Below are 12,607 nucleotides of genomic sequence, written 5' to 3' on the forward strand. Positions count from 1 at the left end.
CCATCATGGCCGATGCCGGTGTTCAAGGCCTGTCAGGGACTGCATCTGGCCAAGCTTCATAACGCGAAACCTTCGCCGAGATACAGACGCCGCACATTCTCATCAGCGACCAGATCTTCCGGACTGCCGGCAAAAAGCACCTGGCCATCATAGATGATACAGGCGCGGTTGACGATATCGAGTGTTTCACGGACATTATGATCGGTGATCAGCACGCCTATGCCGCGTTCCCGCAATTGAACAACAAGATCGCGAATGTCGGAAATGGAAATAGGGTCAATGCCGGCAAAAGGCTCATCCAGTAATATGATCGATGGATTTGCTGCCAGTGCCCTGGCGATTTCGCAGCGCCGTCTTTCACCTCCCGACAGCGCCATGGCCGGAGAACTGCGCAATCTGGTCAGGCCGAATTCGTCGAGCAAACGGTTCAGTGTTTCCTCCCGCACATCGCGGTCGCTTTCGACCATCTCCAGCACGGCGGATATGTTCTGCTCGACGGTCATGCCTCTGAATATCGAGGTTTCCTGCGGGAGATAACCGAGACCAAGGATAGCACGGCGATACATGGGCAGCGGCGTGATATCTTCACCATCCAGCATGATCCTTCCGGCATCCGGACGGACCAGACCCATGACGGAATAGAAGCAGGTTGTTTTCCCGGCACCATTGGGTCCGAGCAGGCCGACGACTTCACCCCGCGCTACCGACAGAGAAACATCGGACAAAACCGCACGCTTGTCATAGCTTTTGGCGATGGAAACCACCGCCAGTCCGCGCTCCATGGCATCCTTGGCCATGGCCGAGCCCGGTGCGGCGGCTATTGTGTCATCTGATGTCTCATCTGGAGCGGCGAGATCGTTCATTTCATTCCTTTAACGCTGGGCACGGTTTGCACCCGATTTCATTGTCTAATGGTTAATTGTGACGCAATCCAATGTAAATTGGCAAGCTTTATGCATGAAATTGTCGAAAGCCCGGAATTCCGGCGCGAATCCTCCACCCAATGCGCGGATACTGTTGCCTCTGATCGTCGGAATACGAAATTGCGCAATGCGGTCACTCGTTTTTACGCGCTAGTTTTTCCGTTGCGGGACCGTAAACGTACCTGATACGCGCCCGTCTGAACCGGTCGTGCCAGGTGTCGAACCGCCCGCAGCTCGCCCATCGATAGTCGAACGTCCGGAAGCCAGGTCAATGATCAGCCGACCTCCGGAAAGACGGTTATTACCTTGCGTCAGCTGCACATTGCCAACCACTGTTATCAGCCGCCGATTAAGGTCATAGATTGCCGCATTGCCGCTCGCGGTATCCCCGTTTTTGGTAATTTGAACACCGCCCGACGCATCGATACGGTCCACTTCAATCCCGCCAGCGCTGCGATATGCCACAGTCATTCGGGCCGAATTAAGTGTCAGTCCGGCCTGTTCCACCCGCACCGCGCCCGAAAGCACCACACGATCAGCACGGTCCTGAACTTCGATTCTGCCCGCGTCGAAACTGACTGGCGCGTTGGAATTATGGCCTCCAAATACCTGCGCCGGAGCGGTTCCGGCCAAACCGGTCATCGCAAAAGCGGATATGGCTGCGCCAGCTAGAATGCCGGTCATGGTTCGCCTGTTCATCTATCGGCCCCTCAATCCATTTTGAACGATACGCAGTTTCGCATTCCCGTTCAGTGTCACTGTTCTTGCGTTCATATCGGCTATCAACTGGTCGGCCCGGAATGTTCCGATATTGGTTCGGCCTTCGACTGCCTCATCGCTTTGCAAGGTCCGGCTTTTCAGGTCAACGGTGACATTGTTGGTGGTCAGACGATATCCCCCTGCAGACTCGACCTGCACAGGGCCGGGAACTTGCACATTTTCCTGATCCATATCATAGCGGCCCTGCTGCGCCCGAATTTGGGCGGGCCCGTCCTCAAGCAAGATTCTCGCAGAGAGGTCCTTCAATTCCACCACCGCTTCTTCGGAACTTTTTTGCACGGCTGAGCCTGCCTTTAAAGAGAACGGACGGCCCTGGCTGTCCTCGCCGCGATACAGCGCTTCCGTTACACGCATCCGCTCCTTGGCGACTTCGACGGTATTCTTGTCGAGCACGAAACTGAGCTCACCGCTCATCGTGAAAGGGGCCAGAGCCAGGACTGCGACCAAAGCACCGACAACTGTCGGCAAAATGACCCGCAACAATTTAATATTGCGATCATGACGGCCGCCAGGCGCGGCAAAATTCTGTCGCCCGCTTTTGATATGTTCGACACTATCCGACATCAGGTCAGCTTTTTCGCACCGGATCAGGTTTATCAACACTGAATATGAAGAAAAAATCAGGCATGGGCAAAAATGTCTGTTTCGGGCCAGCCTGCGATGTCGAGCCGGGCGCGATGAGGCAGAAAATCAAAACAGGCCTGTGCCAATTCTGTTCGCCCTTCCCGGTCAAGCCGGATTTCGAGTTCCTGTTTCAGCCGGTGGAGAAAACGGACATCGGAAGCCGCATAATCTTGCTGTGCTTCACTCAAAACCGGTCCGCCCCAGTCGCTCGATTGCTGTTGCTTGGAAATATCCTGCGACAGCAGCTCTCGAACAAGCTCCTTCAGCCCGTGCCTGTCGGTATAAGTCCGGATAAGCCGCGATGCGATCTTGGTACAGAAAACCGGTTCCGCCATGACGCCCATGTAATATTCTATGGCCGCCAGATCGAATCTCGCGAAGTGATAGAGCTTTACCCTTGCCGGGTCCGCCAGCACCGCTTTCAGATTTGGCGCACTATAATCGCTGTCTGGGCCGAACCGGACGAGATGCTCGTCGCCCCCGCCATCCGAGATTTGAAGCAGACACAACCGGTCACGCAAAGTCTGCAAACCCATGGTTTCGGTATCGACTGCAACAGGCCCATCCGCCAATACGCCCTGGGGCAAGTCTTCTTCATGAAAAAATACGGCCATTATGCCTCGCTGGTTAGAATCATCACTGCCTGAGCTTTTTGCGGTTTGGCAAAAATTGACTTCATGGCGTCCATCAATATGCTATGTGCCGCAGAGCTACAAAAACAGCAAGATATAGATTGTCGTTTAAGTCCTGCAAAAGGCAGTCTTAAATGAGTTGAGGAACAGCATGACAGATAAAGAGCCCGTGCCGGCATCCGGTAATTTCGATATGAACAAGTCTACGATAATCTCGCTTTTGTACATTTCCAGCTTTGTCGTCGGTGTGACCGGCCTTGTTGGCGGTATTCTGGCACTGGTCTGGAAAGACGAAGTTGCCGGGACATGGGAAGAAAGCCATCTTCAATATCATATAATGACATTCATAGTCGGGATCATAGTGGGGGTCGTCGGGGTGATTTTGTCATTTGTGCTGATCGGTATCCCCTTGCTGTTCGCTCTGGCCGTCTGGGTTCTGGTGAGAACTGTCATGGCATTATTGAAAGCGCAGAAACAGGAGCCGATCGCCGATCCCAAAACATTGATGTTCTGAAAACCCGTCAATTTGGTTGCCGATGACATTGCCAGTGGCATTGCCGGTGACCGGGAAATTAACCACTTGTGGGTTTTTGTTCGCATAACGTCAGGTTTTTCTATATGGTTACGCAGCGCGTGGAATAGGGATTCGCGCAAGATAGTGCTCGGGACATCGTCCGCACCGGGTATTGGATGATATTTTTCGGGACGAAGTGAAAGACGATTCAGGAATGGGTTTTGACAGAAACCGGCGTGGCAGAGGCCGGGATAAGCGCGACAGCTTTGGCGACGAGAATTTTGATGGATATCAGGGCGACAGCGCCCCTCCAGTAGAACGATATACAAGACCCGATAGCGGCTTTGGCGGCGGCGGTGGCGGAAACCGTGGCGGCGGAATGCCTGATCAGGTTGTTGGCGAAAGCACGGGCAAGGTGAAGTTTTTCAATGCCCAAAAAGGCTTTGGTTTCATTGTACAGGACGCTGGTGGAGAGGATGTTTTCGTCCATATCAGTCAGGTTGAACGTGCCGGTCTGAAAGGACTTGCCGAAGGCCAGGGCCTGCGCTTTTCTCTGGTTGATCGTGGCGGCAAAGTGTCTGCCTCCGATATCCAGATCGAAGGTGACCTGATTGAAGTATTAGAAACCGCGCGTGAAGATCGCGGCCCACCACAGCGCGAACTCACCGGCGAAAAAGCGACGGGTACAGTTAAATTCTTCAACAGTATGAAGGGCTTTGGCTTCATTCAACGCGATGACGGCCAACCTGATGCCTTTGTTCACATCTCGGCCGTAGAGCGCGCCGGGATGAGCGGGCTTGAAGAAGGCGACAAGCTGGAATTTGAACTGGAAGTTGATCGCCGCGGAAAAACAGCAGCGGTGAATCTGGTCTCCAAATAAGTCAGATAACATCGCCGTCATTGCGGCTGTAAAAAATAGCGGGCACCGACCCGCTATTTTTTTTGTCTTTTTGGGATATTCAGGCGTTCTGTGCGCTTTCCAAAAGGAACCATGCGCGCTGTTCTGCCTGGTCTGTCCAGTCATCCAGCATTCCGTCGGTCGCATTGTCGCCAGCTTCGCCAGCCAATTCCTTGGTAGCTCTCAGCAGATCGACTAGTTTCAGGTTATCATTGCGCAATTCTTGCAACATGTCGTCCGCACTTACCTTGCCGGCATCGTTGTCGGCAATCGACTGTCGCCCTGCAATATCGCCGATTGATGTCAAAGTCCGGTGGCCATTCTTGCGCACGCGTTCGGCGATCAGATCGGTCGATGCCAGAATTTCAGCGGCATGCTCGTCAAACATCAAATGATAATCGCGAAAGTGCGGCCCTGATACATGCCAGTGGAAATTCTTGGTTTTCAAATATAGCGCAAATGTATCCGCCAGCAGACCGTTCAAGGCTTCCGCTACGGCTTTTTTGGCATTGTCTCCGGTTGTCATCTCAATTCTCCATCAATTCCGTTTATGGAGCTGTCATACCCGGTTTCATGTTATCGAGCCAACGCAAATCATGGGTCATTCTAATTGGGTGAATCGATATATAGGCCTCGACTTATCCAATTTTTTGATTTAAAAAAGCCCCCAGGCGCTCATTGCCAAAACAAGACCTAGAAACAGGAATAATCCGCCACCGGTTCGCCTGATCGCTGTCACAGGAATGAGCTTCGCCAGCTTTTCCTGCAATATGATTGCCGGAACGCAAGCGATCATCACACCAATCCATCCTCCGGTCGCGGCGAAAGCCCATGCATCCGTCCTCGCGGCAGTTGCAGCCAATATGAACTGTCCCTTGTCCCCCAATTGCAGAATGAATATACCCAGAAATGCCGTCCAGAACGGTCCCATGGTCCATTTATCAAGAAGATCAACGGGTCGCCGCCAGGCCAGCATGCCGGCGCCCGCGAACAGCAGCGACAAAGCGTGGAAAAGTTGAACCGGCTCTTCGCTAATCCACTGATTGACCTGAGATCCCGCAAAGGCGGAAATCAGACAATTGAGAAAAGTGGCAAGAGCCAGTCCCCAGATAATCGGCTGAATACGGCCAAAACGGATGGCGAGGGCGGCGCAGAGAATCTGCGGCCGATCGCCGATTTCAGCCAGAGCCAATGCAAATAAAGAGGTTAGAAAAGCATCCACCAGGGGAAACGATCAGGGTTGTCCGCCCAGACGTAACGCAACATTTGCCATCAGTGCTTCGGTCATTTCACGGTTGGTCGGTTCACAGGCCAGCGCATCTTTCATGCCGCCCAGATAGGCCTTGGCCGTCACCATGCCACTGCCGGTCTGCAGGGCCTGTTGCAAGGCGGATTCGAACGCGCAACTGAGATCGTGCAGCGCGGCAAGCTTGTGCTGTTCGGCTTTCTGCCGGATTTGGTCGAGGTGGAGGAGGAATTGAACAGGGTGCTCTTCCACCAGTGATGAAGGAATACCTTCAATCAATGCCATCATTTCGGCTTGAACAAGCAGATTTCGATCCTGATCCATTGGTTTTGCCCTGTTGTTTGATGGATCATGGGAAAATATGGTTAAATTGACGTAAATTTCCGGGAGATTGCTGCTGATTGGGCTCTTCTGCCGGACAAGACGGCTTTTTCTTGACATTTGTAGCGCGTTTCAGCATTAGCGCGCTCAATCACAGCGGCGGAACGGCGTCGCTTTTTTATTTCAGCATATGCTTTAAGGAATGCGCCATGGCGAAACCAGCCAATGTTAAAATCAAACTCGTCAGCACGGCAGATACCGGCTTTTTCTACGTGACGCGCAAAAATCCGCGGAATCTCACCGAGAAGATGGTCCAGCGCAAATATGATCCTGTCGTGCGCAAGCATGTTGAGTTCAAAGAAGCCAAGATCAAGTAACTCGGCTTTCTGCGCGTTAGCGGTGTAAAACCGCCTGCACTGATTCGATAAATTTCGCGACCGATATCGGCTTTGAAACATAAGCTTCGGCTCCGGCTGTCAAAATGCGGTCCTCGTCACCTTTTCCGGCATAAGCCGTAACGGCCATGATCGGGATTATTTTCAGCTGGCCATCCTTCTTGATCTGCTCGATCAGTTCCAGCCCGCTGATATGCGGTAGCTGGATATCCATGATGATCAGGTTTGGCACAAAACTGCGCGCTTTATCGAGAACTTCACGTCCGTCTTTCACGGGCTCTACCACAAAACCATGTGCGCGAAGCAAATCGCAAAACAGCTTGAGATTCAGCTCATTATCTTCGACGACGAGAACTCTTTTTGCCACCGTGCAATTGACCCTTCCAAACTTGGTGCTGACGCTTTAGGCGAATCCCGAGATGGAAACAAACAGCAATATTGACCAAGAAACTGAAATCCTTGCATTTCGGGCGTTGGGATGGGTTCTCGAGGATCAGGACCGTGCGGCCCGACTGTTGGCTCTAACCGGTTTGGATCCGCGCGAATTGCGATCCGGCCTGGAAGATCCGGCCATGCTGTCATCCTTGCTCGGCTTCCTCGCCAATCACGAACCAGACCTGATCGCTTGCGCCGAAGACATTGGCATCGAGCCTGCCAAACTGGCAGCAGCAGCGGCGCGCCTGAACAATAGCGGAGAATATTCATGAGTCACAAGCCGCTTCTTATCAGCGATTGCGACGAGGTCTTGCTGCACATGGTGGTTCCATTCCAGGAATGGCTCGACAGTGACAAACATATCCATTTTGACCTTGAAAGCGGCGACTTTGTTGACGCCCTGCGTCACAAACATGACGGCACGCTCGTCGCCCGCGAAGCTGTCTGGCCGATGCTCAAGGAATTTTTCGACGGTGAAATGGCTCGCCAGGGAGCGATTGACGGAGCTGTTGAAGCGATCAATCAGCTTGCCGAACAGGCAGATATCGTAATTCTGACGAACCTGCTCGATGACCGGCGGGATGCACGGGCCGCGCAGTTGCGAGAAGTTGGCATTGATTTTCCGGTTTACTGCAATCAGGGCGGAAAAGGCGAGGCACTGGAAAAAATCCAGACGGAATATAATCCGGCAGTGACGGTATTTGTCGACGATCTGGGCCATCAGCACAGCAGCGTGGCGAAACATGCTCCGGATGTCTGGCGCCTGCAGATGGTCGGCGAACCCATTCTCGCCAAGCATATCAAAACCAACCCGGCTGCCCATGCCCGGATCGATCTGTGGACCGATGCGTTACCCTGGATTCAGGCAAAATTTGCCGCAGGCGAGGCCGCACCGCCAGAAAACCCTGACGCAGAACCGCTTGACCAGAACGCACAGGCATGATTGACCGGACATATGACAGACAATATTGAAAAAGCTCTCGAAGCCAAAGGGATCAGCTTGCCGAAAGCTGCTGCTCCGGTGGCGTCTTATGTTCCCGCTGTTGAAATCAACAATATGCTGCATATCAGCGGCCAGGTCTCGATGTCTGACGGTCAGCTGATCACCGGCAGGCTTGGTGACAATATGAGCCTCGAAGAAGGCCAGCAAGCCGCAAAGGCCTGTGCGCTGATGATTGCAGCCCAGATAAAACTGGCGGCAGGATCTCTCGACCGCGTAGACCGCATTGTCAAACTGGGCGTATTCGTGAACAGCACGGCTGATTATACCGACCACCCCAAGGTCGCCAATGGCTGTTCGGACATGATTGAAGTCATTTTTGGCGCGGCCGGCAAACATGCGCGCAGTGCAGTTGGCGTGGCAGCTCTTCCGCTGGGCGTCGCTGTCGAGGTTGATGCGATTGTCGCTCTCAAGCCAGCTTGATTCGATATTTGCGCCGGCACCCGAACCGGGACGCGTCGCCTTTCTCAAAGGCCAGCCCTATGCCCATCGCGGATTGCACGGAAACGGGGTGCTGGAAAACAGTCCCGCCGCGTTTGAAGCGGCGATCCAGCTTGGGCATGGCATCGAATGTGACGTTCAGGCCGCCGAAGACGGCCGCGCCTTTGTCTTTCATGACTATGAGCTCGATCGACTGACGGCACAAACCGGCTTTCTCGCGCAGATGCGCGCTGAAGACATCGACAAAATTCAACTGAACGACGGCCACGGAAAAATCCCGCGCTTGCGGGAAACCCTCGCGCAAGTGGCCGGACGGGTTCCGATCCTTATTGAATTGAAATCGAACAATGCGCGGGTGGGGCCGCTCTGCCTCTCAGTTCGAAGGGCACTGGAAGGCTATGGCGGAAAGGCGGCAATCATGTCCTTCAATCCCCTGGTTTCAGCTTGGTTCCGAAAAAATGCAGCACATATTGTGCGCGGCTTGGTCGTGACCGAAGAAAATGGCAAAAATCTTAAAGGCCGGATCACCCGTCATCAGAGCCTGTGGGCAGCCAAGCCGGATTTTCTGGCCTATGATATTCGTGATTTTCCATCCAGATTTGCCGCCTCTAACCGCGCTCGCGGCCTTCCCGTTGTCACGTGGACGGTACGGTCGGCGGAACAGGAAAAACTGGCAGCACTTTATGCTGATGAACCGGTTTATGAGATGCCGCAGACCTGATACCATCCCCTTGCATGTCCGATTCCAACACCTCCACACAAACTGAAATACGCGCGCGCGCCGCTTCCGACATTGCGAGCCTGCCTGCGGACCAGTGGGATGCCTGCGCCGGTAGCGACAACCCATTTGTGTCTCATGCCTTTTTGTCAGCCATGGAAGAATCCGGTAGTGTCGGACCGGGCACAGGGTGGAAATCCCTGCCGATCATCATCGAGAATAGCGATGGTGGAATTGCAGGCTGTCTGCCGAGCTATTTGAAATCCCACAGTCAGGGCGAATATATTTTCGACCAGCAATGGGCCCATGCATTTGAAAATGCCGGCGGCCAATATTACCCCAAAATCCAGATTGCAGCACCTTTTTCTCCGGTTCCCGGGCCGCGCGTGCTGTTGCGCGATGAATCCATGGCCGTGCCGCTGCTGCGTGCAGCAGAACAGCTTGCCGAGCAAAATGGAATTTCATCCGTTCACGCAACATTTGTGGACGAGGACCAGCTGGATTATTTTCGTGATGCCGGCTGGATGATCCGCGCGGATAGCCAGTTTCACTGGCGCAATGACGGCTATGCCTGCTTCGACGATTTTCTGGCAGCTTTGTCTTCGCGCAAACGCAAGGCGATCCGGAGGGAACGAAGAAAAGCTCTGGAAACTGTCGAAATTCAGCAGTTTGCGGGACCTGCAATCACTGAAGAGCATTGGGACTATTTTTGGGAATTCTATCAGGACACCGGCGCCCGGAAATGGGGAACGCCGTATCTGACACGTGCCGCGTTCGATCTGATGCAAGAGAAAATGGGCGAGCGACTGTTGCTGATCCTGGCGTTTCAGGACGGTATCCCAATCGCAGGCGCCTTGAATGTTATCGGATCGGAAACATTATATGGCCGGTACTGGGGCTGTACCCGAGACGTGCCATTCCTGCACTTTGAGATCTGCTACTATCAGGCGATTGATGCGGCAATAGAGCGCGGGCTGAAAACGGTGGAAGCCGGGGCGCAGGGCAGTCACAAGCTGGCGAGGGGCTATCAACCTGTACCGACATGGTCAGCGCATTATATCGTGGATCCCGGATTTCGGGAGGCAATCGCAGATTATCTGGATCGCGAGCGACGGGCAGTCGCAGCCGATATTGAATTTCTTGCCGATATGGGGCCGTTCAGAAAACAGCCCTGAACCAGTTCAAGCAGCGCGGCGGGTGGTAAGATCGAGCCAGTTGCGCGCTTCACGCTGCGCTTCGGCAATTTCGCGAGCTGTCATTTCAAGTGATATTTCGGCCCGGCAAACCTTGCTATCATCATGTCCGGAAAGTGATGCCAGATTAAACCATTTATGTGCTTCGATAAGATCTACTTCGACGCCCTCCGAGCCAGTCGAATAGAGCACGCCCAGTTCGTAATAAGCATTGCTGCTGCCCTTTGCCGCTTCTGCGAGCCGGCTTTCGATAAGGAAGGCTGCGCTTTTCATGCTGATAGCCATATTTCAAATCCCTGTTCCTACTGCGCCACTTTTTGGTGACAGGGAGACTTTCACAGCAATTTCTTAAAAGAATGGTTAACGCGAAATGCAGAAACTTTGCTTTTGGCAATCAAAAAGGGGGCAAAACAAACATTTTACATGTTTTTGCATAGTTAACGTATGTCCCGCTAACCGGGAGTCACAGCAATATTATCGATCAATCTGGTGCTGCCGATATGGGCAGCAGCCAAAAGCCGTGCGGAATCCTTAAAAACATTCATGATTTCAAGCGTATCGGCATTTCTGAGCTCAAAATAGTCGACTTTGTGAAAGCCCGATGCCAGCAATTCAGCCTGTGCATCCTGCAATATCCCGGAAATATTGCCTCCGGCAGCGATAGCCGCCGCCGCTTCGCGCATGACATTGGGCAAAGCCACCGCCTGGGCACGCTGTTCCGTGTCGAGATAGGCGTTTCGGGATGACAGGGCCAGGCCATCCGGATCGCGCACGGTTGATACGCCCACGATATCGTGCATAAAATCCAGGTCTCTGGCCATTTGGCGGATAACGGCGAGCTGCTGAAAATCCTTTTCACCAAAAAAGGCCGCATCCGGCCGCACTTGGTTGAACAATTTTGCGACGACCGTAGCCACGCCATCAAAGTGCCCTGGCCGCGACCCGCCGCACAGGCCCATGCTTAGTCCACCGACGCTAATATTGGTTGCAAAGCCATCAGGATAGACCTCATCAACCGTTGGCGCCCATAACATCTCCACACCTGCAGTCTCCAGAAGAGCAGCGTCTGCCGCCTCCTGACGAGGATAGGCATCAAGGTCTTCGCCTTCGCCAAATTGTGTCGGGTTCACAAATATCGAGGCGACAACAGCACCGCATTGCTGCGTAGCTGCTTCGACCAGTGACATGTGCCCTGCGTGCAAGGCGCCCATTGTCGGTACCAGTCCGATAGTGTCACCCCGGCCGCGCAGTTCATCCAGTGCTTTGCGAAGCGGGGCAAGTTGCCGAATGATTTTCATGGATTTCCCGAATGTCCTGAATTTACGCTAACAGCTTTTCGAGTCCGGCTTGTCCGCCGGACACACAGCGGTGGCTGAAGATATCAATCCTTCAAATTCATTGCAAACCGGCTGCAGTTAAACCGCACCGCCAGCTTTCAGCAGATCGAGTTTCTCCAGTATATTGGGATCATCGGGAGAAATTTCGATCGCTTGCGAAGTGTTGAACGGCAAGCTTGAATGCCCGGATGTGACGAGAGACCATTGCGCGATGCCGCATCCAAAAATAATCGGGGCGTCGGGAATGTCATTGTTGCGCATCTGCTCGAGAGTCATTTCCCTGTACGATTCCGGACGGATGGAGAGATACACAATAGTATGCTGTGAATCCGCCATCTTGCGCACTGCACGCACGGCTTCTTCATTGGCTTGCACTTCAGAAAATGACGGCGAGAAATAGGTGGAACCACGCTCAAACAAAAATCCGTCCAGACTCACCAGATGCAAACGCCGGCGCGAAAGCTCCTGTCTCCACTCGTGAACCGTTCCCCAATCCTGATAGTCCAGAGCATGCTTTGCCTGAAACGCAGAACCATTGAGGATCATGTGCGCGATTATTTCAGAGAGATATAATTCACCCTTTTCAAACCGTCCGGCCTGGCTGAGGCTATCAAACGCCTCGAGATATTCTGCGGCGTCCTGAAAATAATAGCCGCCGACACTGAACAGGTCTGAAATAACATGCTTTTCGCGAATGCTGGTGATGATGTTATCCTGATCAACCTGAACATAGCTTTTGTTCCGTGCATTGATCATGTCAAAATCGTTGAGCGATGCGACGCTAATGAAATTCACATTTTCTTCGATCTGCTCCAGTCGGAAAAAATTGTCGCTGTCCTTGACCAGAAAGGATTCGTTAATAGCGCAACGCCGGATGGTCTCTGCAACAGTTTCGGATTGGCTGTCGGTCGGCTTCTCGAGGATAACGCACTCAACATCACCGCCAAATGCCTGTTTCAGACCCTCGCTGGCCTTGAAGCGTTCCTCATGCTCCCGCAAAATAGTGAACACGAACTGGTCCTGGGAACAATCCAGGCCTTCAACGGCACGCACAACCATCGGCACGCCATCATAATCCGGGAGCATCCACTTCGGAGCCATGTCGGGAAATCGTGACGAAGAACCGGCGCAAGGTACAATAACTTTCATA

General features: G+C 53.3%; 19 protein-coding genes. 8 read left to right on the forward strand and 11 right to left on the reverse strand.

The annotated features are described in order from the left end of the window. Positions 1–56 precede the first annotated feature (56 nt). The 4 genes from lptB to ABJI30_RS04915 form a co-directional block, all read right to left on the reverse strand. Positions 57–797: an LPS export ABC transporter ATP-binding protein gene (gene lptB / locus ABJI30_RS04900; RefSeq protein ID WP_348016656.1), complete on the reverse strand. Its 741-nt coding sequence runs from the start codon at positions 795–797 to the stop codon at positions 57–59. Between the two features lie 276 nt (positions 798–1,073). Further along, positions 1,074–1,565: an LptA/OstA family protein gene (locus ABJI30_RS04905; RefSeq protein WP_348016657.1), complete on the reverse strand. Its 492-nt coding sequence runs from the start codon at positions 1,563–1,565 to the stop codon at positions 1,074–1,076. Between the two features lie 57 nt (positions 1,566–1,622). Beyond that, complete coding sequence (gene lptC / locus ABJI30_RS04910) at positions 1,623–2,267, reverse strand: LPS export ABC transporter periplasmic protein LptC (RefSeq protein WP_348016067.1); 645 nt, start codon at positions 2,265–2,267, stop codon at positions 1,623–1,625. A 56-nt stretch (positions 2,268–2,323) separates the two neighbouring features. Next, complete coding sequence (locus ABJI30_RS04915) at positions 2,324–2,941, reverse strand: ribonuclease D (RefSeq protein ID WP_348016068.1); 618 nt, start codon at positions 2,939–2,941, stop codon at positions 2,324–2,326. 169 nt (positions 2,942–3,110) lie between these two features. Here ABJI30_RS04915 and ABJI30_RS04920 point away from each other — a divergent pair, with 169 nt between their 5' ends. Both ABJI30_RS04920 and ABJI30_RS04925 read left to right on the forward strand, forming a co-directional pair. Beyond that, positions 3,111–3,473, forward strand: a complete 363-nt coding sequence (locus ABJI30_RS04920) for a DUF4870 domain-containing protein (RefSeq protein ID WP_348016069.1) — start codon at positions 3,111–3,113, stop codon at positions 3,471–3,473. A gap of 214 nt (positions 3,474–3,687) precedes the next feature. After that, entirely contained in the window at positions 3,688–4,353 is a 666-nt protein-coding gene (locus ABJI30_RS04925) for a cold-shock protein (protein WP_348016658.1), read from the forward strand. A gap of 79 nt (positions 4,354–4,432) precedes the next feature. Here the strand turns inward: ABJI30_RS04925 and ABJI30_RS04930 are convergent, their stop codons facing one another. The 3 genes from ABJI30_RS04930 to ABJI30_RS04940 all read right to left on the reverse strand — a co-directional run bounded on the left by ABJI30_RS04930 (position 4,433) and on the right by ABJI30_RS04940 (position 5,941). Further along, positions 4,433–4,897, reverse strand: coding sequence for a DNA starvation/stationary phase protection protein (locus tag ABJI30_RS04930; protein ID WP_348016070.1), 465 nt, complete (start codon positions 4,895–4,897; stop codon positions 4,433–4,435). Between the two features lie 129 nt (positions 4,898–5,026). Then, positions 5,027–5,593, reverse strand: coding sequence for a TMEM165/GDT1 family protein (locus ABJI30_RS04935; RefSeq protein ID WP_348016071.1), 567 nt, complete (start codon positions 5,591–5,593; stop codon positions 5,027–5,029). A gap of 12 nt (positions 5,594–5,605) precedes the next feature. Next, a complete protein-coding gene (locus ABJI30_RS04940) occupies positions 5,606–5,941 on the reverse strand; it encodes a hypothetical protein (protein WP_348025397.1) in 336 nt (111 codons plus the stop codon). Positions 5,942–6,147: 206 nt separating this feature from the next. Here ABJI30_RS04940 and rpmG point away from each other — a divergent pair, with 206 nt between their 5' ends. After that, positions 6,148–6,315, forward strand: a complete 168-nt coding sequence (gene rpmG, locus ABJI30_RS04945) for a 50S ribosomal protein L33 (RefSeq protein ID WP_066741431.1) — start codon at positions 6,148–6,150, stop codon at positions 6,313–6,315. Between the two features lie 16 nt (positions 6,316–6,331). Here the strand turns inward: rpmG and ABJI30_RS04950 are convergent, their stop codons facing one another. Then, positions 6,332–6,700: a response regulator gene (locus ABJI30_RS04950; RefSeq protein ID WP_348016073.1), complete on the reverse strand. Its 369-nt coding sequence runs from the start codon at positions 6,698–6,700 to the stop codon at positions 6,332–6,334. A 52-nt stretch (positions 6,701–6,752) separates the two neighbouring features. On the opposite strand from ABJI30_RS04950, the gene ABJI30_RS04955 reads away from it, so the two are divergent. The 5 genes from ABJI30_RS04955 to ABJI30_RS04975 are packed head-to-tail and all read left to right on the forward strand — an operon-like array spanning position 6,753 to position 10,102. Further along, the gene (locus ABJI30_RS04955) at positions 6,753–7,040 is read left to right on the forward strand and encodes a DUF3572 domain-containing protein (protein ID WP_348016074.1); all 288 of its coding nucleotides are present in this window, start codon (positions 6,753–6,755) and stop codon (positions 7,038–7,040) included. Continuing rightward, a complete protein-coding gene (locus ABJI30_RS04960) occupies positions 7,037–7,711 on the forward strand; it encodes an HAD family hydrolase (RefSeq protein WP_348016075.1) in 675 nt (224 codons plus the stop codon). Before ABJI30_RS04955 ends, ABJI30_RS04960 begins: the two co-directional genes overlap by 4 nt. A gap of 12 nt (positions 7,712–7,723) precedes the next feature. Continuing rightward, positions 7,724–8,191, forward strand: coding sequence for a RidA family protein (locus tag ABJI30_RS04965; RefSeq protein WP_348016076.1), 468 nt, complete (start codon positions 7,724–7,726; stop codon positions 8,189–8,191). Further along, positions 8,163–8,930, forward strand: a complete 768-nt coding sequence (locus ABJI30_RS04970; protein WP_348016077.1) for a glycerophosphodiester phosphodiesterase family protein — start codon at positions 8,163–8,165, stop codon at positions 8,928–8,930. Before ABJI30_RS04965 ends, ABJI30_RS04970 begins: the two co-directional genes overlap by 29 nt. A 14-nt stretch (positions 8,931–8,944) precedes the next feature. Beyond that, positions 8,945–10,102 (forward strand): GNAT family N-acetyltransferase, encoded by a 1,158-nt coding sequence (locus tag ABJI30_RS04975; RefSeq protein ID WP_348016078.1) that lies wholly within the window; start codon positions 8,945–8,947, stop codon positions 10,100–10,102. Between the two features lie 6 nt (positions 10,103–10,108). Here the strand turns inward: ABJI30_RS04975 and ABJI30_RS04980 are convergent, their stop codons facing one another. The 3 genes from ABJI30_RS04980 to ABJI30_RS04990 form a co-directional block, all read right to left on the reverse strand. Further along, a complete protein-coding gene (locus ABJI30_RS04980) occupies positions 10,109–10,405 on the reverse strand; it encodes an SEL1-like repeat protein (protein WP_348016079.1) in 297 nt (98 codons plus the stop codon). A 167-nt stretch (positions 10,406–10,572) separates the two neighbouring features. Continuing rightward, complete coding sequence (gene panC / locus ABJI30_RS04985) at positions 10,573–11,418, reverse strand: pantoate--beta-alanine ligase (protein ID WP_348016080.1); 846 nt, start codon at positions 11,416–11,418, stop codon at positions 10,573–10,575. Between the two features lie 117 nt (positions 11,419–11,535). Beyond that, on the reverse strand, positions 11,536–12,606 hold the full coding sequence (locus ABJI30_RS04990; protein WP_348016081.1) for a hypothetical protein: 1,071 nt from the start codon (positions 12,604–12,606) through the stop codon (positions 11,536–11,538). Between the last annotated feature and the right edge of the window lies 1 nt (position 12,607).

It is taken from the genome of Parasphingorhabdus sp., from assembly GCF_039968395.1.
Lineage (GTDB): Bacteria > Pseudomonadota > Alphaproteobacteria > Sphingomonadales > Sphingomonadaceae > Parasphingorhabdus.